This is a genomic window from Leptospira meyeri, from assembly GCF_004368965.1.
GTDB lineage: Bacteria > Spirochaetota > Leptospiria > Leptospirales > Leptospiraceae > Leptospira_A > Leptospira_A meyeri.
This window is the reverse complement of sequence record NZ_SORO01000001.1, coordinates 2,932,009-2,954,092: the sequence shown is the minus strand read 5'-3', so window position 1 is coordinate 2,954,092 and position 22,084 is coordinate 2,932,009. Positions and strand designations below refer to the sequence as shown.

19 protein-coding genes are annotated in these 22,084 nt (G+C 37.9%); 8 read left to right on the top strand and 11 right to left on the bottom strand.

The window, feature by feature from the left end; genetic code table 11:
- The first annotated feature begins 92 nt into the window (after nt 1-92).
- Complete coding sequence (locus tag CLV96_RS13835) at nt 93-458, top strand: DUF4180 domain-containing protein (RefSeq protein WP_040917315.1); 366 nt, start codon at nt 93-95, stop codon at nt 456-458.
- A gap of 72 nt (nt 459-530) precedes the next feature.
- Here the strand turns inward: CLV96_RS13835 and CLV96_RS13830 are convergent, their stop codons facing one another.
- The 3 genes from CLV96_RS13830 to CLV96_RS13820 all read right to left on the bottom strand — a co-directional run bounded on the left by CLV96_RS13830 (nt 531) and on the right by CLV96_RS13820 (nt 3,860).
- Nucleotides 531-1,625 (bottom strand): GAF domain-containing protein, encoded by a 1,095-nt coding sequence (locus CLV96_RS13830; RefSeq protein WP_004785334.1) that lies wholly within the window; start codon nt 1,623-1,625, stop codon nt 531-533.
- A gap of 169 nt (nt 1,626-1,794) precedes the next feature.
- Nucleotides 1,795-2,700: an aldo/keto reductase gene (locus tag CLV96_RS13825; RefSeq protein ID WP_004784939.1), complete on the bottom strand. Its 906-nt coding sequence runs from the start codon at nt 2,698-2,700 to the stop codon at nt 1,795-1,797.
- On the bottom strand, nt 2,697-3,860 hold the full coding sequence (locus tag CLV96_RS13820; RefSeq protein ID WP_004785701.1) for an LLM class flavin-dependent oxidoreductase: 1,164 nt from the start codon (nt 3,858-3,860) through the stop codon (nt 2,697-2,699). The genes CLV96_RS13825 and CLV96_RS13820 overlap by 4 nt, the downstream gene beginning before the upstream one ends.
- A gap of 111 nt (nt 3,861-3,971) precedes the next feature.
- On the opposite strand from CLV96_RS13820, the gene CLV96_RS13815 reads away from it, so the two are divergent.
- The 4 genes from CLV96_RS13815 to CLV96_RS13800 all read left to right on the top strand — a co-directional run bounded on the left by CLV96_RS13815 (nt 3,972) and on the right by CLV96_RS13800 (nt 8,129).
- On the top strand, nt 3,972-5,816 hold the full coding sequence (locus CLV96_RS13815; protein ID WP_243836487.1) for an SLC5 family protein: 1,845 nt from the start codon (nt 3,972-3,974) through the stop codon (nt 5,814-5,816).
- Between the two features lie 113 nt (nt 5,817-5,929).
- Entirely contained in the window at nt 5,930-6,247 is a 318-nt protein-coding gene (locus tag CLV96_RS13810) for a rhomboid family intramembrane serine protease (RefSeq protein WP_243836486.1), read from the top strand.
- Between the two features lie 218 nt (nt 6,248-6,465).
- Complete coding sequence (locus CLV96_RS13805) at nt 6,466-7,305, top strand: hypothetical protein (RefSeq protein WP_004786327.1); 840 nt, start codon at nt 6,466-6,468, stop codon at nt 7,303-7,305.
- A 104-nt stretch (nt 7,306-7,409) separates the two neighbouring features.
- Entirely contained in the window at nt 7,410-8,129 is a 720-nt protein-coding gene (locus tag CLV96_RS13800) for a glycosyltransferase (RefSeq protein WP_004784476.1), read from the top strand.
- Nucleotides 8,130-8,148: 19 nt separating this feature from the next.
- On the opposite strand, the gene CLV96_RS13795 is transcribed toward CLV96_RS13800, so the two are convergent.
- The 3 genes from CLV96_RS13795 to CLV96_RS13785 all read right to left on the bottom strand — a co-directional run bounded on the left by CLV96_RS13795 (nt 8,149) and on the right by CLV96_RS13785 (nt 11,487).
- Nucleotides 8,149-9,399 carry an adenylate/guanylate cyclase domain-containing protein gene (locus CLV96_RS13795; protein ID WP_004784337.1) on the bottom strand — a complete coding sequence of 417 codons (1,251 nt, stop codon included), beginning with the start codon at nt 9,397-9,399 and terminating at the stop codon, nt 8,149-8,151.
- 264 nt (nt 9,400-9,663) lie between these two features.
- Nucleotides 9,664-10,875, bottom strand: coding sequence for an NADP-dependent isocitrate dehydrogenase (locus CLV96_RS13790; protein ID WP_004787430.1), 1,212 nt, complete (start codon nt 10,873-10,875; stop codon nt 9,664-9,666).
- A gap of 45 nt (nt 10,876-10,920) precedes the next feature.
- The gene (locus CLV96_RS13785; RefSeq protein WP_208325398.1) at nt 10,921-11,487 is read right to left on the bottom strand and encodes a hypothetical protein; all 567 of its coding nucleotides are present in this window, start codon (nt 11,485-11,487) and stop codon (nt 10,921-10,923) included.
- Between the two features lie 78 nt (nt 11,488-11,565).
- Between CLV96_RS13785 and CLV96_RS13780 the strand changes: the two genes are divergently transcribed.
- Both CLV96_RS13780 and CLV96_RS13775 read left to right on the top strand, forming a co-directional pair.
- Complete coding sequence (locus tag CLV96_RS13780) at nt 11,566-11,940, top strand: LIC_13246 family protein (RefSeq protein WP_004785995.1); 375 nt, start codon at nt 11,566-11,568, stop codon at nt 11,938-11,940.
- A 56-nt stretch (nt 11,941-11,996) separates the two neighbouring features.
- Nucleotides 11,997-13,031 (top strand): hypothetical protein, encoded by a 1,035-nt coding sequence (locus CLV96_RS13775; protein WP_004785552.1) that lies wholly within the window; start codon nt 11,997-11,999, stop codon nt 13,029-13,031.
- Between the two features lie 66 nt (nt 13,032-13,097).
- Here CLV96_RS13775 and CLV96_RS13770 read toward each other — a convergent pair whose 3' ends face one another.
- Nucleotides 13,098-14,045 (bottom strand): MBL fold metallo-hydrolase, encoded by a 948-nt coding sequence (locus tag CLV96_RS13770; protein ID WP_004786337.1) that lies wholly within the window; start codon nt 14,043-14,045, stop codon nt 13,098-13,100.
- A gap of 48 nt (nt 14,046-14,093) precedes the next feature.
- Here CLV96_RS13770 and trmB point away from each other — a divergent pair, with 48 nt between their 5' ends.
- On the top strand, nt 14,094-14,753 hold the full coding sequence (trmB, locus tag CLV96_RS13765) for a tRNA (guanine(46)-N(7))-methyltransferase TrmB (protein ID WP_004784796.1): 660 nt from the start codon (nt 14,094-14,096) through the stop codon (nt 14,751-14,753).
- A gap of 129 nt (nt 14,754-14,882) precedes the next feature.
- Here trmB and CLV96_RS13760 read toward each other — a convergent pair whose 3' ends face one another.
- The 4 genes from CLV96_RS13760 to rsgA all read right to left on the bottom strand — a co-directional run bounded on the left by CLV96_RS13760 (nt 14,883) and on the right by rsgA (nt 22,073).
- A complete protein-coding gene (locus CLV96_RS13760) occupies nt 14,883-18,476 on the bottom strand; it encodes a tetratricopeptide repeat protein (protein WP_004784413.1) in 3,594 nt (1,197 codons plus the stop codon).
- Entirely contained in the window at nt 18,473-20,086 is a 1,614-nt protein-coding gene (locus tag CLV96_RS13755; RefSeq protein ID WP_004786046.1) for an LIC10124 family lipoprotein, read from the bottom strand. The genes CLV96_RS13760 and CLV96_RS13755 overlap by 4 nt, the downstream gene beginning before the upstream one ends.
- Nucleotides 20,083-21,054: a FecR family protein gene (locus CLV96_RS13750; RefSeq protein WP_004785152.1), complete on the bottom strand. Its 972-nt coding sequence runs from the start codon at nt 21,052-21,054 to the stop codon at nt 20,083-20,085. Before CLV96_RS13750 ends, CLV96_RS13755 begins: the two co-directional genes overlap by 4 nt.
- A gap of 65 nt (nt 21,055-21,119) precedes the next feature.
- The gene (rsgA, locus tag CLV96_RS13745; RefSeq protein WP_004784517.1) at nt 21,120-22,073 is read right to left on the bottom strand and encodes a ribosome small subunit-dependent GTPase A; all 954 of its coding nucleotides are present in this window, start codon (nt 22,071-22,073) and stop codon (nt 21,120-21,122) included.
- Nucleotides 22,074-22,084: the final 11 nt, after the last annotated feature.

The window sequence follows — 22,084 nt, the reverse complement described above, 5'->3', positions numbered from 1 at the left end:
ATTTCCATGAGAATGCAGATCCCAACCTGTCTAAAGAGAAACTTAAGGAAGAATGCCACTATAGTTTTAAAATGAAACTGACAGAATCACCAATGAATGTTCGTAAAATTAACAAAAATAATATAGATATCGCAGTAGTCGACTCAAACGAAACTCTGATCACAGACGGATCCTCTGCTCTGGATTTGTTTGCAACAATTCAATACGATTCTGGATGTGATCGTTTTATATTGAAACTATCTCATTTTGCGGAAGACTTCTTTGATTTAAAAACGGGACTTGCTGGAATCATATTACAAAAAATAATCAACTACCGGATGAAACTAGCAATCATCGGCGATTTTTCTATTTATTCCAGCAAAAGTCTAAATGATTTTATCTACGAAATGAACTCAGGGAAAGATGTTTTTTTTCTAAATTCAGAAGAAGAAGGAATTCTTCGTCTGAGTAAAGTTTAACAATCACACAATCACAAAGTTTTGTTGAGATAGTTTTTATCAAAACAAAAATGAAATGACTTGGATTCAAATCTAAAGAGTGGAAGATTCCTTTTCCAAAAATACAATTTTTGACAACAAATCAATATTATGTTTTTCGATCGTATTGGCAAGGCCAATCCCCATCAGTTCAAAAACTCTTTGGAACAATTCGATAGATTCTATTTTTTGATTTTTCAATCCATAAAAACCTAAAACACCTATGGTTTGGTTATGAACTTTAAGAGGAAATTCCATAAGGCAAGATACCCCTAAATCTAGTAAATGATCTCTCACACGATCCGTGGTAGCTGCGGAAATTTCGTTTATCAGATAAGCAGAACCAGATAAATTCTGGTGTGAGAATTTGGATTCTTCTTTCGAAAATCTTTGTCCCTCAAAAATCACATGTACATTCCCTTCGACAAGACTATATTCCCAGTTTTCGCCAACTTTGGAGGCAATTAGTCCTAAGGGTAAACCAAAAAGTTTAGTTCCTGTTTGTAAATAATTTCGGCAAGTTATAGTGAGGTCCGTCGACTTTGTAGAAAGAAGTCGGAACAATTCTGCGAGAGAATGTTTCACAAACGAAGCTGTGTTTAAAGTTTCTGCGATTAGATTTTCATTTTTGAATCGAATCAATTCTTGGCTAAGTTGGTCTGCAATCACATCGATGAGTTTTAAGTTTTTGAATTTATGTTTAAACTTATCTTCCACTATCATTCCAATCACTCCGATGACAGTCCCTATATCAGATCGAATCGGATATCCTAAATACATTGCGGAGGATTTGTCCGGAATGATTTCACTGAGAGAATGAAAGTAAGTTTCCTCACCAACCAAACTCATTTCAAAAATCATATTGGAATCAACTACATGGTGACAAGGAAGCGAATATTTAGAAACCGTTTTAGGAATTTGAAATGGAACACGATTATGAAGTGCCAACAAATGAAAGTTTTGCGATTCTGGAAGATATTCCAAAATCCAAGTCGCAATGATCTCAGGAATTCTTGCGATGGTCTCCACAGTTTTTTCCCAAACCTCTTCGGTAGGTTCCACAGAATGAAATGAATGTAAATCGTCGGCTAAATCCCGAGTCAGAGAAATTCCGGAAAAATAAAGGTTGGGAGCCAATTCAGAAAGCATAACAAACGACCTCTCCCGTCCATCCCACCAAGGCTCCCGGTACCGACGAGAATCAAAATCCGTTATATGGGATTTTTATTCAATATAACGATTAATATCTTTTCCAATTCGTGCAATCTCTTACAAAGAAAATTTTGTCATTTGAGAGGCTCAATTAAATGCCCATCCATCAAGCTACTTCTTTCCCTCGTGCTGCTTCTAAAATAGAAAACCACTCCACTCGATTGAGAGGAAAGGAAAAACATTCGGCCGCCGACTGGATGCGTCCTGGATCATTGGTTCCCAAAATGGGAACAAGTCCTGCCGGATGGTTTAGAAACCAAGAGTAAAGAACTTGGTCGATACTACACCCGTATCCGTTAGCAATTTCTTTTAGTTTGGAAACCGTGGCCACTTCTCTTTCCGACTTGGGTGAGAAGATCCGACCTCCTCCCGTAGGTGACCAAATCATAGGATGGTTTTTATGTTCTATCGCTTGGTCAAAAGTTCCATCAAACAAAGGTTCTGTGTGGAAGGGATGAAACTCCACTTGGTTTGTAAAAACTGGTTTCTTGTAAACCGACTGCAACATCGAAACTTGAGAAATTGTAAAATTAGAAACTCCAAAGTGGTTTACCTTACCTTCTCTTGTCAGAACTTCAAAGATTTCCGCCAACTCATAAGGATCCATCAGTGGATCTGGCCTATGGATGAGAACCACATCCAAATGATCCACCTGTAATTTACGTAACGAACGTTCCACGGAATAACGAATATGTTCTTTGGATGTATTGTAATGTTTTGTGGAGAACTTGGTTCCCGGAATTTGGATCCCACACTTCGTTATGATTTTGATTTTTGATTTTAAAGAAGGTAACTTGGCCAATGCCCGTCCGAATAGTTCTTCATTTTCAAAGTTTCCATATATGTCTGCATGGTCAAAGGTATCAATTCCCAAACCAAGACAGGTTTCTATTTTTTGAACGATTCTTTCAGGAGAAACTCCTTCTTTATCTTCGTGTAATCTCCAAATCCCATAAACAAGTCTTGAAATTGAAAATTTATGTTTAGGAAATTCAATTTGTGGAACTTTCATTTTCTTTCTCCCGTGGTGAGTGGAGTGACAGGAATCCCTTTTGGCTTTCGATTTTGCGCTTCTGCAAAGTTGATGGTTTGTAACATAGGAAGAACTGATTTTGCGAATAGTTTGGATTCTTCAATCAAAGGATAACCAGAGAAAATAAAAGCACGAATCCCCATTTTGATGTATCTTTGGATTTTTTCATAAACTTGTTCTGGAGTTCCGACAATGGCTGAACCACATCCAGAACGAGCAAGACCAATCCCCGACCAAACCATTGGTTCAATAAAAAGATCAGGATCTGCAGACTTTCTCAGCTCATCTTGGCGAAGGACTCCCGCAGAATTAGAATCCAATGCCCTGTGTTTGATATCATTTGCTCTTTCTATATCAATCTTTGATAACAATTGTTTTGCGGCGTCTCTTGCTTCATTTTCTGTATCCCTTACAATCAAATGGATACGAAGACCAAAATCGATTGTCCTTCCAAAGGAAGCCGAACGAAGACTTAAGTCCTTCATGGTGTCGGCAAGTCTTTCTTCTGTTTCTGGCCACATTAAAAATACATCACAAAATTCAGCACACAATGTCCTAGCGTCTGGAGAAATCCCACCAAAGTAAAGGAGAGGCCCTCCATTTTGTTGGTAAGATTTCACTGGATCTGAAGGTAAATCAAACTGATAGTGTTTTCCTTGGAACTTGATCTGGTCCCTAGTCCAACCTTGTTGTAATATCTGAATCACTTCTTTGGAGATTTCATATCTTGTTTTGGAATCTTTTTGAGTTCCTGGAAGGTCAGAGGATATGATATTGATATTCAGCCTTCCCTTTAACATATGATCCAAAGTCGAAAGAGTGCGGGCAAGCATAGGGGGATGGATTTCTCCACATCGAATCGCTGTTAGGAGAGATATCTGTTTTGTGAATTGAGATGCGGCTGCGGCAAAAGTTAAAGTATCTTGGCCTGTTTGGTAAGAAGAAGGAAGGAGAATGTTTTGGTATCCGAGTTCGTCCGCCACACGAATGATATCCGAACAATGTTCGAAACTAGAACGTAAGGAACCATCTGGCACTCCTAAGTATTCATAGTCTCCATTACAAAGGTCACAAAACCAGGACACTTCTACGGCGGGATTTTCGGATCGAATGGCGGGTGCTTTAGGGATCGGATTCATTGTTTTTCTACTGGAAGATAGGTCTCAGACAAAAACAAGAGAGAATTCCCTGAAATCTATCGCTTGCCAGAATTTTAGAAAATATCTAATATGGTGAATCAATTATCTGTTATGATAACAAGTATCGACTTTCTTTTTTTTGGACTCACCTTCCTCCTCGTTTTGTGCGTCGGAATGTACGCCGGTCGGAGAGAATCCTCCTCTTCTGATTACTTCCTCGGGGGCCGTAGCCTTCCTTGGTGGGGGATTGCTGGATCCTTATTTGGAACTAATATTTCAGCAAACCATTTGGTAGGAATGCTCGGAATTGGATTTTCTGTAGGTTTTGCGCAAAGCCACTACGAATTTGGATCAATACCCGCAATTGTTCTCTTAGCATTCGTTTTTTTACCGCTATTTCGACGTAAAAAATTCTATACTCTCTCTCAATTCCTCCAAAGCAAATTTGGAAACGGTGCAGGGAAAATCTATTCAGGAATTTCACTTATCTTAATCACCATCCAACTGACAGGGGCTTTGTACATTGGTGCCCGAAGTTTTCTTCCCTTTATCAAAGATACAGGAACCCAAATTACCTATACAGAAGTTGTCATTTGGATTGCATTTACATCAACCATCTACACATGGTTTGGTGGTTTGAAATCAGTAGTTTACACCGATGTCATCCAAACCTTTCTTATTTTAACGTCTGGATTACTCCTTGCCTACCTTTCCATCACTAGACCGGAAGTGGGTGGGATATTTGAACTTTTTGCTAAAGAAGGAAATCGCGTTGATGGCCTTAGTAAAATGGATTTATATCTCCCACCAAACCATCCCACACTTCCTTGGACCGGGGCCCTCAGCGGACTTTTTTTGTTACATATTTTTTATTGGAATACCAATCAATATGTCGTGCAGCGCACGCTAGGTGGAAAATCTCTAAGGGAAGCAAGACTCGGAATTTTAGTTGGAGGACTACTGAAGCTAACCGTTCCTTTTTTTTCCATCCTTACCGGGGTTGCCGCCTATCAAATTTGGACTTCTCTTGGTGAAACTGCAAACATCGCACCAGATGAAGCGTTTTCCAAGTTGCTTGTACTTGTAGTTCCATTTGGATATGGGCTGATCGGAGTGATCCTCGCAGGCCTTCTTGGAGCCATTTTTTCAAGCATAGACTCGATGTTACATTCAGCGGCCACACTCTTTACGATTGATTTTTATAAACCATTCCGAGAAAAACTAGGCGAAAAATTGATTGATGAAGAAGAGATGAAAGTTGGCCGAATCTTTCTTTTGGTTTTTTCGGCATTGGTCACAGTCCTTGCCATTCTCTTTGTGGATCCCAATTCTAAGAAAAATTTCTTTATCGAACTTTCCAACCAAAGTTCCCATTTCACCCCTGCTCTACTTGTTGTTTTTTTATTTGGAATCTTAAATATAAAAATCAGTAGTCGAATGATATGTATTACAATCCTTCTCACACCAATTTTTTCATTTCTAATTCCTGTGTTTTATTCTGAAATCGCACCAGAATCCATAAAACACTTATTTGGTGGAGAACTCAATTTTTTACATAGAGTTTTTTTTAGTTTTCATTTTGCTCTTGTTTTACTTGTTTCTACAGCTTTGGTTCAAAACAGGCAAAGGAAAAATTTGGAAGCTTTGCCAGAAAATGTAAGTTCCCTTCCAAAACAAAAACTATGGATGTCCCTGATCTTCCTAAGGCCAAATACTAAGAATTGGATTTTGTTTTTGATTTTATTTTTTACGCTCATTGCCTTCAGAATCAAAATACCGGAATATAAAATATATTTATCCATCTCCGGATTTTTTCTTTTTGTAATTTATTCTTTTTTTATAACTATCAAAAAAAGATCATCAAACCAATCCGCAGCAAATCTTTTTCGAAAACGAGATGAATGGCTCTATGGAATCCTCCTCGGATTTACTTTTTTGTTTTACCTTTGGTTTTAAATTCACTTTAAAATGCGGATAACATGATACAATTCAACCATGGCTCGAAAATTCAAGTTTAGCATTGCTATAGCGGTTGCCACTGCCCATGCCAAAACCCATACCAACTAACAATGTTTATATTCGAAAAAGCAAATCATAACTACCGAAAACCGATCCTAACCTTAGGATTTATTTTTTTATCGATGCTAACTTTGTTTTTTAATAATACAGAGTCATATGCGTTCACACCAAAAAAGGAATTTGGTTTCAGTATCGTTTCTTCCATCTTTTTTAATTCTTCTTTTACCGAATGGCTTACGAATGCAGTTTATTTATATATGTTCGCTGATAATATAGAAGCTGTAGTCGGGCATTTTAATTTTTTCATTTTAATTTTATTGTTTGGAATCTTAGCCAATCTAAAAAACAGTTCTTTGTCCTTCTTGTAGCAAACCAATCCCTGCCAAAAAATATGGAAGGTTTCATTGTTAGGCTTGTGATACAAATTTCTTTTTCGATCGTCATGGAAAGAAATTTCTATAACTTGACTAGGTCCTAAATCATTCTCTAAAATTCTTTTTAAAATTCATTTACTAGTTTAATTTCTCATCGACATTTCATTTCTCTTTTTTATAATCCTCCGTTACCTTAGTCTGGAGAACTTCAAATGAAAAGAATCTTGTTCCTTTTTCTTGTTTTAACCATCTGCATTCCGCCTGTTTTTGGAGAAGAAAAACCGAATGCTATCGATCTCCCCAAAGAAGGTTACTATATCATTACTTACAAAAACTACTCAGTCAATTTAGAGATCAACGTGAATGGATATGATGTTCGGGATGGGTCATCCAATGAAGATTCCTCAGGACAGGCAGATATCAATTACTGGATTACACCAGGAAAAAACAAAATTAAAATTCGACTCGCAGACAGAAAAGAAAAACAAAAGGATAATGAAGGTTTGTCAAAAGAAGCAGAAGTTAAACTTGTGTTAGGTCAAAAAGGGCAATTCCCAGATGAAGGAATTCCTCTAAAACACTTTCAATGGCCGAGCCAAACACAAACCAATTTAGGAGAATGGACCGAATTAGAATTTGAACCACCTTTTTCTCCGCCAAGTAAGTTATGGAAACAAGCAGAGCCTATCTCACTCACAAAAGAAAAAGAAAGCTCGGCAATTGAGTTTGCTGCAGAGTTTACCAAAACTTTAAACACGAAGGATCCTAAAAAAATACTATCGATGATCCAATTTCGTGCACAAGACACTTCAGAAGTTCGTTATTATCCGTATGTTGAAACGGATGAACTCAAATCTATAAATGATATGACAAAAGCAATTGGGTCGAGTTGGAAATTGGATACGAAGAACATTAAATTTGCCTTATTGTGTAACAACCAAATCCTAAGTATCACAGATCAAAAAGGAGAACCCATCATTAATTCCAAAAAAGGAGCTTCCATCCCTCTTTATTTAAGTTGGATAAATGGCAAATGGGTCATCGTTCGGTAAAGAAATTAATATAGAATTTCTTTACACTGTAAATTACTTGATTTCCCTTTATATATATATTCCATTGCATGAAGGGAATCCGGAAATCCGTTCCATCTGTTCGCATGGTTAAAAATCATCTCTCTCTCGTCATCCCTTGTTACCGTGAATCGGAGCGACTTCCAAAATTCTTAGAGTCTCTTTTAAAAACGTTTAAAGGTACTAAGTCTGTTGATTTTTTGGTAGTAGATGATGGAAGTCCAATTGCAGAATTCGAAATTTTAAAAGAGAAAATCAATCATCTACTTTCCAATCCTCAAATCCAATTATTAAGGTATAAAAACAATTTAGGAAAAGGAGGAGCCATCCAGTTTGGACTAAATGTCGCGAAAGGAAACTATTTCGGTTTTGTTGATGCCGATGGTGCTACTCCAGCCGAGGAAGTTTTTCGTTCTTGGAATCACATAAACAATCATCCTGAGATTGACTTACTTGCTGGCTCAAGAATTATCATGATGGGAAGAAACGTAAAAAAATCTTTTTACCGTCACCTTACCAATAGAATTTTTTCATTCTACTTTACACTTGTGTTTCGAATCCAAATGTATGATCCGCAGTGTGGCTGCAAAATATTCAAAAAAACTGCATATCAACAAACCATTCACAAAATTTCCGACTTACGTTGGTTATGGGATACACAATTATTAGTTTTATTAATAAGAAATGGCTTCAATATCGTTGAATTCCCTCTCGACTGGCAAGATATCCCAGGATCAAAATTTAGTTTTTTAAGGGATTCCATTCGAGTCGTCTACTCGGTGTGGAAATACAGAAATATTCATTAACCAAATACAAATTCAAATTTTATATTTTTTTCTTCATTCGTTCAGAAATGGCAAATATTTTTTTGGGAGAACTAATCCCTTTTAATTTATGTTCCCCAAGTTCTTCCCATCGAACAGGAATTTGTTCTGCCAAACTTTCCGAAGCCAATACTGCTTTTCCTAATTCCCCACACATACCTGCGATTCGGCTTGTTAAGTTGACTGCTTCCCCAATCACAGTGAAGTCGAGTCTCTCTGTTGAGCCAATGTTTCCATAAAAAATTTCACCTGAATGCAAACCAACACCATGATGGATGGGGAGTTTTTCTTCTAATGCTCTTGTTTGGTTATGTGAAAACAATCTTTCACCTAACTTTCTGACGGCGAGAAGGACTTTTTTACCAACAAATGTTTTATTGGATTCGGAATAAGGGAATACTGCTAAAATTCCATCACCCAATAGTTTGAGGACTTCTCCACCATGGGCTTCGATGAGTGGGATAGCTAGGCCAAAATAGTCATTTAACAACTGTATAATTTCAGAAGGAGACAATTTTTCACTCAAACCAGAATAATTACGAATGTCAGAAAACCAAATCACCGACTTGATTTTGTCAAGTTCCCCCAAATAAATTTTTCCTGAATACACAGTAGAACCAGTTCGTTTGCCCAAATAGATACTGAGTAGAGATTCAGTTAGTTCATTCTGAATAAAATTCATCCATTGTAAGGAAATGATTTTTAAAACCTGATGTAAAAAATTACATTCTTCAACTGACCAACCATTTGGTTTGTCCGTCACCAAACTTAAAAAAGCATAACTAGCCCCTTTTTGTAAAATGGGAACAGCTAAATAACCAGTTGCACCTAACGGAGCCAAATCATCGAGGATAGGATAAGGACGTGTTTCTCCTTTATGATCTACAAAACTAAAATAATACGGCTTCCTCGTAGACATTACATATTGAACAGGACTAACCACAAATTGAGAAGTCTGCAATGATCCCAATCGAAAGCGCACTTCACGAAGAAATCCATTTTCAGATTCTATGGTAGATCTTGAATGTAACAAAGGAGTTGTAGAATCATCAAAATATTCTAATTTTCCTTTAGGAACCCAAGTGTAGGACAAGGATTCCACCTGTGGATGAAGTGTCCGCGTTCCCATATTGACTCTTACAATCTGAAAACCTTGTCTTTGTAAATAACCGATCCCTTTATCAAAAAGATCTGCGGAAGATTTTACTTCCGACATTTCATTCGTATACCATTCTATAAAATCAGCGATCATTTTCTTATTTGACTTCCAAAGTTAACTTAAGTGAGTCACCTTCTGTTTAATTTTTACACTGAGCACATGAATCAAAACTTACCAAAAATTATATCTACAAAATTTTATTGCTCTCTTATTATATTATGCATTAAGGAGATTGAATATACGATCATCCGTACCATTTGCAAGGAAATATTTGATTCAGGAGAAAAGAGGAAAAAGAGAAGGGATTATAACGATAAACCTACCCTGCCAAAAGACAGGGTATGAAAGACTCCAAACTTATTTAAGTTTAGAATCCAATCGTTTTTGTACAGCTTCCATAAATTGGAAAGTATCCAATTCTTTTTTGGTAGCTGCTGTAGAAAGAGAAAGTAAGTCTTTTGTCATCTCACCACCTTCGATGGTTTCGATGATTGCTTCTTCCAATTTGAGTGCAAAGTTTACGAGTTCTGGTGTTCCATCCAGTTCCCCACGTTTCGCAAGAGCACCTGTCCAAGCAAAAATAGAAGCCACTGAGTTTGTAGAAGTGGTTTCTCTTTTTTGGTATTTACGGTAGTGGCGAGTCACAGTTCCATGCGCTGCTTCGTATTCATATTTTCCGTCTGGAGACACAAGAACAGAAGTCATAAGACCAAGGGAACCAAACCCAGAAGCAACCATATCACTCATAACGTCGCCGTCGTAGTTCATCATGGCCCAAAGTTGTCCACCTTCGTTTTTCATGATTTGCGCAACTGCATCATCAATGAGGTAGTAACTATAAGTAATACCTGCAGCTTTCATAGCTGCTTCTTGTTCTTTTGCCATATTATCAAAGATATCACGGAATCGAGCATGGTATTTTTTAGAGATGGTATCTTTCGTTGCAAACCAGATGCTGATTTTTTCAGACAATGCGTAAGTAAAACATGCCTTTGCAAACGATTTGATGGACTCATCTAAGTTATGCATTGCAAGAGCAACACCTGCACCTTTAAAGTCGTTTACAAGTAGTCTTTGTTTTTCTTTTCCAGAAGCATCTGTGTAAACGAGTTCCACTTTTCCTGGGCCATCAACAAGGATTTCCACATCACGGTAAATATCACCGTAAGCATGTCTTCCAATTGCGATTGGTTTTTTCCAAGAGTTTACCGCTGCTGGGATATTTTTGATAATAATTGGTTTACGGAAAACAGTTCCATCAAGGATGGCTCGAATGGTTCCGTTAGGTGATTTCCACTCTTGTTTTAAGTTATATTCTTTGACTCGGTCAGCGTTTGGAGTGATGGTTGCACATTTAACACCTACACCATGTTTTTTGATCGCGTTAGCAGAATCTACAGTGACTTGGTCATCTGTTTTGTCACGGTATTCTACACCTAAGTCATAATATTCTAGAGTGATGTCTAAATAAGGGTGAATGAAACGATCTTTAATTTCTTTCCAGATAATTCTTGTCATTTCATCGCCGTCTAACTCAACAAGCGGTGTTTTTACTTTAATTTTTCCCATTGATTTCTCCTAAACTCATTCAATTTTTGATTCGCATAAATACGTTTATGTGGAATTCACCATATGTAAATTCCAAAGGTAGTGACAAAACTCAGTAGAATTATTGATCGCTCCTGAAATGGTATGAATTCCCGTAAGGGATGTATATCTTTTTCTATAAGCATCTCGTTCAGAAATTCCGGAAAGTTTTGCTTCCAATTGGACAAGAACCTCTTTCCAAGATTCACATTGTCCTTTCACCACTGGATTGGTCGCTTTGATTTTTAGATCCGTTGCATTGGAAATCTGAATTTCCCAAAAATGAGGCGGAAATGCCGGGGGGGTATACCGATCCCTGATAGCTTCAAGATCCTTTTCAATGTCCTGATCCTTAAATGTTGTAAAAAAGAAAAATCCGCTGATTCGTAATGAGAGAGGAAGGAAAAAACTAAAATTGCGATCGTAAGAAATCATCTGCTGGAGAGTCCATTCAGCAGATTTTCCTCTGGTTCTTTTTTCTGCAAAGGCTTTGGCATCTAAAGGTGCCAATTCATCAAAACAATATTGGGCAAACCGGAGTTTCTCTTTCCAGAATATTTCTAATATCTCCGTGACCATGCCCGTTTCGTTCATCTTGGATAGGGGAAAGTATTTTTCAAGTGAGAATCCTTTTTTAAGAACCAAAGTCAAACTTCTTCCACCCCGATAGACATGAAAGAAACCGAAGTTCTCTGGCGTGAGCTTGTGACCAAAAAAGAAGAATTCTTACATATCTTACGAATTCTGAATCATTATTATGAAATGCGAGGTGAAACCAAATCCAAACAGTATGCCTTTCGTCGGCATTTGGTCGAATCCTCTCCTGAATCTGTACAAATCTTTTTCTCAAAACTGGGGCCTTTTGAATACCAAGTGGCGTGCAGAATTTTGCCAGAAGAGCAGGTTGAGACCTGGATTCATATCGATGGAATTGCAGAAGAAAGAGAAAGGTTAAAACAAATTGGCAATACTGAACATCCCGTCTTTTCGCTCGTTTGTTTGGGTGATTTGTTTGCTTTGACTCTTCCTAGCACCATTCGCATTTAAAGGAAATCCCCAAGAAAAACCTTGATTCTTTTACAAACTCCCGTTAGGATTTGCCGGTGTTTCGGCAATTCTTTCGACTGGCTTTGTTTGTCTATTTTGTGAGCTTGATACCAAGAGAAAATCTACTAGCACAAGATTTTAAAACCCAACACTTTCCCGATGAAGGTTACTTGCAAGCATGGAACTTTACCTTCCGGAATGAAAAATACAATCTCTTTGCTACTTTTCTTGTCAGCAATTTTGGACCTGGATCACATAACAATGGTATATCGCTTCTTTTAAAACCAAAAGACCAACCCGTTTTTTATTCCACTCGCGAATTTGATTCTGATGAATACGAATTTAGGAAAGGCCAGTTCTACCAAAGAAGTGGGGAAAACTGGATGGAATACAAAAAAGGAATTTATTCCTTCTATATGAACTACGGGGACTGGGAAATCAAATTGGATTACAAACCAAGACGTGGTTCTGTTCCGATCTCCAAAGGAAGGTTCCCATTGAAAGAGGAAGGTAAATTTGTGCAAGCCGATATTCCTTTTTCCTATTCACAAGTAACAGGTACAATTCGTTACAAAGAAACCACAGAAGAAATCAAAGGAGTTGGAGGTTTAGAACATATCCTCTCAAACGAACCGGTTTACCAATACTCTAAAAAGTGGGAGCTCGTCCGATCCATAACAAAAGATGGACATAGGATTTTTACCGGAGGGTTCATAGGGAATGCCGATTTTCCTGGTGCTTTTTTTCGCCGAGTGGCAGTATTAGATAATTCAGGTCATATAGTTTTAGAAGGGACGGTGGAACGGGCTGAGGTTTTGGATTGGGAAAAAGAACCTACCTCTGGTTATACGATTCCAAAAACTGAAGTTTTATATTTTAACGAAGGCAAATGTTCACTATTAGTCAAACGAACTCGCTCCATTGCAACCATGAGTGCCTTAGAGAATATTTCGTCATTTTTAAGATTTTTTATCCAGTTATTTTTTGCAAAACCATACCAAATCCATTGGTATGCAGATTTAAAATTAGATTGTCCCATTTGGTCTGGAGAAGCAAAAGGATACCATTCCAATTATTTGATCAATGAATAAATTTTAAATTTTCTTTAGATTGGTGATTGTATCTACACAAACGTTAATTGAGATTCGACTAACATTCTAAAGGATAAATTTTTGACCTTCATGGGCAATATGTATTTGCATACCACCAGGTTTTGCTAACCTGGCTTCATCTAAAATGATCCTTGCTACTTCATGATCTGTATGATCCGGTTCATGGTGTGTTAGGACAACAGAACGAATTTCCATCATTTCAGCAAACTCTACGGCTTTGCTTACTGCAGTGTGGCCCCAACCCAATTTTTTTTCTGCCTCTGCTGTACTATACTGAGCATCAATGATAATGAGATCGGCACCAGCAATCTGTGGTTTCATTTTGAGTAAATGCTCGCGATCTTCTTCGCGATATTCCACATCAGTACAAAATAAGAAAATTTTATTTCCTTCACGAATTCTGTATCCTGTACAAGATCCTGGGTGACGAAGTCCAAAAGGAATGATTTTCAGGCCACCTAACATATATGACTCGAACTCTTTCCAAAGGTGAAAATGTTTTTTAGATGCCATCTGCTGTAAGGTCACCGGAAAATTTTCAGGATGTTGTTGTCGAATGAGTCTTTCTTCTAAATTTTCTATGCATGAGTAAAAGTGAATATTACAAGTAGGTGAATAACCAGGTTTAAAAAAAGGCCAACCTTGGATATGGTCCCAATGTGTATGAGATACCAAGATATGAATGTCCATATCTTCCCCACTAAAAGCCTGTGGTGCCATTTGGTTGCCAAGAACTCGAAGCCCCGTCCCCATATCCAAAATGACTTTCTCACCACCATCCCCTTCTATGAAAACGCAAGTCGTGTTCCCTCCCAAATCTTGGGAAAGAGGGATCGGCAAATGATTCAAAAATTCCTCTTCCGAAAAAGAAGCAGGATCCTTTTGCCACTCTTCTTTGGCCATCTGAAGAATCTTTAGAGTTTTCTCCCGTTGTTCCGGTTTAGAAATCGGTGTGGGAAGCGAACCGCGAACACCAAAAAGAGTTATTTTCATCTAGTTCCTTTTAAAAATCCTGACAATACATCATCGGAAGGAATGCATTTGTTAGTTAGCCCAGAAATCCAAGAAAAACTTTGGAAGTTTACTACCAAAACTTCCTATCAATCAGACTACCTCCTGCAACCTAAAGAGCGGGGAAAAAAAATCGACCTAAAAAAATCTTTCCCGGAAGAGATCCAAAACTTTGTTTTGGAACTTGGATCGGGATGGGGTGAAGTTGCCATTGAATTGGCAAAGAATGACCGCCAAACAGGCTATCTGTTGATGGAAAAGAAGGTAAACCGAATCATCCACACCGAAAAACAACGGCAAACGCTGGGTCTTACGAATATCCGCTATATGACCGTCAACTTCCAGTGGTTTTTCGATGAATTGTTAGAGAAAGAAATTTTTGACGAGATCATCATCAACTTTCCCGATCCTTGGCCAAAGAAAAAACACCGTAAAAACAGACTTATGCAAGAGCACATGCTCGAACAAATTTATGATCTGTTAAAACCAGGTGGGAGATTGTTGTTTGCCACCGATTATGGCCCTTATGCGAGAAGAACCATATCTTTATTTAGAAAGTTTCCTAAATTTGTTTGGGACAAAAAAGAATACGAGTTTGAAAGACCAGGTTTCCCTGTTTCCTTTTTCGAGACAGAAAAAAGAAACGAAGGAAAACGAATCTACTATATAAATCGAACCAAAATTAAATGAAAATTCAAATGAAGAAAATTTCTCCTCTAATTATCTCCATCACAATCTAAGTAAGAACCAAATCCTCTTACTTAGAATCTAATTCGATTTTCATCAATTGTGTAGTATCAATACCTGTTTGAATTGCTATTAGTCCACAGTTACCGTACTGATACGAAGACCGTCTCGATCCCCTTTCCACGGAACTGGAGTTTTGTCTCTTCCTTTGATAAGGAGTAGTTCTTTCGACCTACCTTCTACCACAAGTCCATCTAGTGGATAATAAAAATCTCCCTGAATGGCATAAGAATCTTTCCACTTAGAACCACCTTTCCAGAGATAGGCGGTATCCTCCGTATTGACCAGCAAAGATTCTGGATTTTTCACAACAGAACGAATGGATTCCGTACTTCCGAGGGAATAAAGTTTTGCTTTTTCCGTTCCCTGATACATTTGGTTTCCTAATTGGATCAAACAGGAATCTTCGACACATCCAAGAATCTGTGCTGATTCTTTCGCGTCTTTTTTAAGAATAGGATTTGATACTTTCTTTTCCTTATCAGCAGGAGATCCTAAGGAAAATACTTGGATTTGAAATTCTTTTTTCAAATCACGAAGGACAAATAGTTTTCCTTCATCTGTGTATGAGAAACTCAAAAAATCATTTCCGTTCCATTCTTCTAATATTTCCAAATTTGGATTTGTTTTAACAATTTTTCGGTCGGTACCCTTTTCTTTTTCTAAAAGAAGAAAAAAACCATTCGCATCAGCAGTTCCTTGTTTGACTTTCCAGCCAGCTAACACCTGTTTTTTAAAAGTCATCTTTCCAGACTCAGGATAAATTTTGGTGGCAGTATCATTGGAAATTCCTACAAGTTCCTTACCAGCAACTAACAATTGAAATGGAGCGGATGTATATTGTTTCCAAACCAGTTCTTTTGTGATTCGATCATAACCAACAAGCGCCGTTCCATAATTGACAATGATTCTGTTTGGATAGACAATTGGCGTTGAAACAGGAGTTCCTGAAAGATTCAGATCGGTTACATGCAATGGTTCATCGTCCAATGCATCAGAAGGAAGTAATCTTGCGTATTTGGTTTCTCCATATTCACGTAAGATTTTCTCTTTTGCTTGGTTTCGTTTTGTTTTGATCTTATCAGATGGAGATTGTTTTTGTTTTGTATCTAATATTCGAAACTGTGCAAACAATGCCTCAGCAGAAGGTTCTTCTTTGAGAACATGTTCAATGATTTTTTCTGCTTCATCTAATTTATTTTCCTTATAATAGATATAGGCTAATTGGATCTCGCCGTCCATAAAATCTGGATCCGACTTACGAATTGATTCTAAAATGGACTTTGCTTCTTTGGTTAGGTCTTCATTGAAGTAAGCAATTGCCAAATTGTAAGATGAAAGTCCAAACTCAGAATCTTTCTCTCTAGCTTTTTCGAATTCCCGTTTTGCGTTTTCTAGTTGGTTTAATTTATAAAATGCCAAACCCTTAGCGACATTACTCGGTGCAAAATTAGGATTTACCAAAATAGAACGATCAAAATCACCGATGGCCGCTTCGTAGTTTTTGCGTTTCATTGTGACGAGTCCCAACATATAATAGGCGTAATAAGAATCTGGCTTTTCTTTTAGAATATCGTAAAAGCCGTCCTCTGCTCTTTTGAGTTCACCTTTTTTATAATAAAACGAGTAGATCCCTTCCTTAAAGGAAATTGCATTTTCTTTGTTCGTTCGAACTGCATTTTCCAAAATAGAAAGACCTTTTTCTTCCTCACCTTTTTCGATGTAACATTCCGCAATTTTTACAAGAAGAGAAGCTTTAGGAACTTTGTCGTAAGCCTTTTGATAAGGAGTGACTGCTTCCAAATATTTTTTACGGTTGAAGAAGGAATTTCCTTCTTTTACGTAGGGCAAAATCTCCGCAAAACGCGAGTTCTCTGCGACTGTTTTTTCGGTTTCAATTAATTCAGGAATGTCTTTTGTATATTTTTTTGATTTTTGAATGAACTCATTCGCACGAGTGTAGTTCTCTTTTGAGTTTTCTTCCACTGCACGTTTGTAATACAAACTTCCCAATCGATAGTCTACTGCATCATTGTTTGAGAATTTTTTCTTCAGTCCCATATAGATGGACTCAGCTTCATCCCATTTACTTGCATCCTCTGCAATCCGACCTAAAGTGATGGCACTAAACGGATCTGTTGCGGATAGGATTTCGAGTTTTTTGATGTATTCTTTTTCTTTTTTGGATTCCCCAGTTTTTGCATACACACGAGCGAGTCCCTGTAAGGCACCCGGGTTTGTCGAATCCATTCGGTAAGCTTCTAAATAGGAACTCTCCGATTTTTTATATTCTCCAAAAGCAAAATAAGCCCGACCAAATGCATTTTGCGCAGCAGGATTTTCTGGATTTACTCCCATTGCTTTTCCATAATCATCAAAGGCTTGTTTTCTTTTTCCTTGGCGAAGGAAAACATCTCCACTAGCAATGTATTTTTGAGATTCTGCTAAAACTTTTGCTTTGCGAATCTCTTCCTTTTTTGCTTTGGGATGAGACTCTGCTTTTTTTAAAACATCGAGTGCTTCTTCAAAACGACCAGAATCAATTAATACATACGCTAAATTGAGTTTAGGTTCAAAAAAATTAGGATCCCAAGAAGCAGCATCTTGGAAACTAAGAGTGGCTTTTTTGGTTTCTCCCCATTTCCACTCACATATCCCTTGTTTGTTGCGGATTTCGGCGTTTTTTGGAATTTTTATGCCAGCTTGTTTGGATGTTTTTAAACAATCAGAATAGTTATGAGTTTGGATATAAACATTACACAATCCTACATAGGCATTGGGATTTGTATCAGCGAGTGATATGGATTTTTTAAAACTCTCTTCACTTTCTTTGAGTTTGCCACCTAATAACTGCGCATTCCCAAGAAAAGACCATAAAGATCCATTTTGAGGTTGTAAGTCCGTGGCTTTTTTAAATTCGGTAGTAGCCTCAGTATAATTCTTTTTGGCTAAAAAATCATTACCACGTTGGATGAGAGAGGCAATCTTTGTAGAAAGTTTGGCATCTTTGGCAGTTTTTAATTCCGGATTGAGTTTTTCCGCCTTTGCAAAGTATGCTTCTGCTTCCTCATATCTTTTTAGTTCTAAACAAACATCACCCAATTGGTTTAGAAGTTCGATAGGATACGGGAACTCTGCTTTTGTTTCCAAGGATTTGAGAACCACAAGGCTCTCTTGGTAGCGACCTAAGTTTTTGAGAAGGATCCCTGTTTTGTATGTATAAATAGTTTCTTCTGGTTTTAGTTGACTTAAGGTTTGGTAGGTAGAAAGTGCATCCTCATTTTCCCCCAAAGTGGACTGGACTGTTCCAAGACCAATGAGAAGTTTTTCGTTTTTAGGGTCTATGTTTTTGCCTTTTTCAAAAGCAAGTTTTGCATTTTCATAATCACCTAACTGATAATAGGAGGAACCAAGTAAAGAATAACCATCAATGAGTTCAAATGTTTGAATAGAGGCCTTTGCTTTCTCTAAAGCAGAATCCATATTCCCTTTTTGGAATTCGTTACTTCCTTCTGCAACAAGTGCCCTTGCCTCTTCAATTTTTTGACGATCTGAGGCATCGGATTTTTCTACCACGGGATCTTTGACCGTAACTGGTTTAAAATCTCGTGACTGGCAACCAACAAACAGAACGAAGGTAAAGATTAAAAAACTAAGTTGTCTCATTTTTGGAGCCTTTCCTCAAACTTAACCATATCAGGATAACGTATTTTTACACCGCGAAGGGGTGTGCCCGTAATTGGAGCATTATGCGGTGTTAAAACGCCTATATTCCAAAACGTTTCAAAATTCCAAGGAAGTTCCTCTACCATTTTATTTCCTAACGACAACCGAATCAGTTTCTTTTCGATATCAGTGGAAAGTTTTACAGATCTTCCTTTGAGTTCATCTTCTTTGTCCCAGCGGTACGAAGAACGAACAGGAGCTTCCTTCTCTTCAGAAGAAAACTTAATAATATGGAAATCTGTTTTATCTACATAAACTAAAATTGTATTTTGATTGTGGTCAGTAAAAGACAGGCCAACGGCACCGTTTAGATCTTTTACAAGATCTAACACTAGTTCCGCTTCCAAATAATCGGGAATCAAGTCTTCGGAATATACTCCATACCAACCAGAAGGAAGTTCTTTGTTTTTCGCAAAGGTTAGTTTTCCAGGAAATGTAGCAGAAAAATTCGGAGACGCTGAGGTTAGGTTCCAAAACTCTTCTGATTCCCAACCCACACCATCTTCTAGAGAAATGGGCAATGCAATGGATGTGATTTGTTTGGGTCTTATTTTAATTCCCGCTTTCGCATATTCAAAATTGGAACCATTTTGTGTGCGGATGAATTGGATTGGATAACTTCCGTAAGGTACTCCCGATTCGGCATATTGTGTTTTTCCTTTTTTCTGACCATCCACAACAATATCGAGCCCTGGAGGGAAACTGGATATGACAATGGTTCCTTGGGAAATATCATCACTCCATTCTTGGAACACACGAGTTGTTTTGCCCGCACGAATCAAAATATTTCGTTTTACCGGATCTTTGCCGGGTTTTGCAAAGGAAAGAGAATGTTTACCGTTGATCAGTTGATAAGAAAGTAAGGGAGCCTTACCCACTTCAATTCCATCCAAATAAATGGTAGTTCCCGGAGAAGTTGAAAATACAGAAACATTTCCTCGTAGGGAAGAAGTAAAATAGGAACGAAGGTCATCATCCGAAGGAGAGGAAATTTCAGCAAAATAGGAAGGAACACTTCCCGTCAATGGTTGGAGTTGTCTTTTGCCATGGAATACATCAAATGTTTTTAAAGACTTAACAACCGGTTCTTTTTCCTCTTGGTAAACAAACATCGCCTTTCCATAGTTTTGTGAAAGAACTGGATCTTTGTATTGTACCTCTACAGAAAGTCTTTCCGCATTTTTTGTGAGTGTTAACTCCAATAACAAGTCCAAGTCGGAGGATTCGGAAAATTTAGGATCGGGATCTTTGGGAGCTTTTTTATACAACCCTAGTTTGTTGTGCGGGAAAAGAACCTTCTCTTCCAGTAACAATAAATCGGATTTAGGAAACCCCTCTGGAACTTGTTTCCAGAGGAGTGAAAAATGTGGAGTGGATTTATTTACCAGTCGTTCTTTGTAATCTCTACCCGAAGGAAGGGGTTCCGACTCACCCGGAAGAGGTGTGATGAACTTAGGTTTTGTAAAACTTCGATTTAGTGTTTCGATCTTTGTGACCGAAGAACAATAACCGACTAAAAAACAAAGGACCGGTAAATAAACATATCTCATTTCGTCTTATCAAAACTCTCTTTGGGAGCTAATTTTAGTGAATCTTTTTGAACATCTTTTTTAATGTATTTTGAATCTTCGATGGACTTAGCCGTTTTGATAACTTCATCAGATTTTGATTTTGTTATCTCACGAGTTCTGGCTGCTTTTTCCAACTCTTCTGCAGAAGATCCAATGTTTAATTTTTGAAGTTCTTCGTTGTTAGTTCGAAGTTCGTTAGCAAGAGACTCAAACTGTAACATCTTAGTGTTTTCAAAAGCCAACATTTCTTTCATCTCTGATAAAGATTGTTTGTCCATTGGTTTGATCATTTTATCAGAAAGTTTAGTATCGTTTCCAACTTCAGCTACTTTCTGTTTGTCGACAACGATTTCGTTTTCTGAGTTTGATTTGCGAATTGCAACTGCTCCATCAAGAACTGTATACTTAACAACACAGTTTCCAGAACCACAAGCTACGTTCCCACCTTTGGCAGATGGATTTTCAACATTGGTAAGAAAGATGGTTCCGCGAACACCCGCAATTGAGGTGGGAGTGACAATGCTGAAAGATTCTGTTTTTCTTTCTTTGCGTAAAACTGTCACAAGTTTTCCGTACTGCATGTTTACTTCTGTTTCGCGAGATCCGTCATTTGCTGCAAACGCTTGGCTTACGCTGAGGGATGTGTTTTTGTTTAACTTGAGAACTCCGTCCTCACCCACAAGGATTTCCACTGAACCGTTTTGACCTGTTACGATGGTATCTTTAGAAGTTAAAACATCACCTAAGTTTGGTTTTACTTGCCCGCTTTCTCGGATCACGACCACATCGCCTTTCACAAAGGCAACAACAACATTACTTACTTGTTCAGACTTATCTGTAACATTTGTTACAGATTCTTTAGAATCTTTTTGGCAGGCAGTTAAAAATATGGCAAAAACCGCCACAAATCCTAATGCCGACAACCGATTGATCATTGCACGTTTCATATTCCTTCCTCCGGAAATCTTCTTCTAAGAATAGATAACAACTGAGTGCTTGGCAACTCTTTTCCCTAATACCTTTTTGTAACAGCTTTTGTCCAATGGTCCCGCCTTGTCACACGATGCGGGTTTTCAAGGCTTTCGATCATGGATTCTAAGCTCTTTTTTCTAGTTTCATCCATGGATTCATTTAAGTGTTTTCGCATTGGACACTCAGAACCCAGTTCACAGCAATAAATTTCCTGACAGGTTTCTTTAATCTTGCGTAATTCGGGAAAACTTTCCCAAAGTTCAACAGGCGTCAGGTGTAAAATCCCCCATTCTTTGACCCCAGGGGAATCGATGAGAACCGTGTTTTCTTCCAAAAACAGGGCAAAAGAATTGGTTGTGGTATGTTTTCCTTTTTTGGTGGACCCGCTGACAAGATTGGTTCTCTGCACTGTTTTTTTATGGAGATGATTCATGAGAGTGGATTTCCCTACTCCAGAATTCCCGCAAAGGAAGGTTCGTTTTCCACGGATGCGTTCCCACAAAGGTTGGATGGATTCCTCTGAAAGAAGAGACACACTTAATACCTCATAACCTAACTCTCTATAGTAAACTTCCCTCTCTTCAATTTCTTCTTCCGAAATTAAATCTTTTTTTGTAAAAATGACCAGAGGAGGAATTCCTGTTTGATAAGAAGCGGCAAGCAATCGGTCAATGAATCCTGGTTTGGTTTCTGGGTCTTTACAGGAAGCAAGGATTGCCACTTGGTCTAAATTGGCACATAACACATGACTGTCGCCACGGTCACTTTTTCTAGAAAGGTAGTTCTTTCGCTCCAGTCTTTCCGATATGACCCACTCTTCCCCGGAAGATTTTTCAGCCAAAACTAAGTCTCCCACAACAAAGGGATGTCTTTCGTTTGAGTTCTTCAGTCGCAACTTTCCCTTAAGTACGGCGAGGGCATAGGTAGTTCCTTCAGAATAAATTTCATAATAAGCTCCGAAGATACGAGCGATTGTAAATAGTTCTTTACCCAAGTGGAATCTGC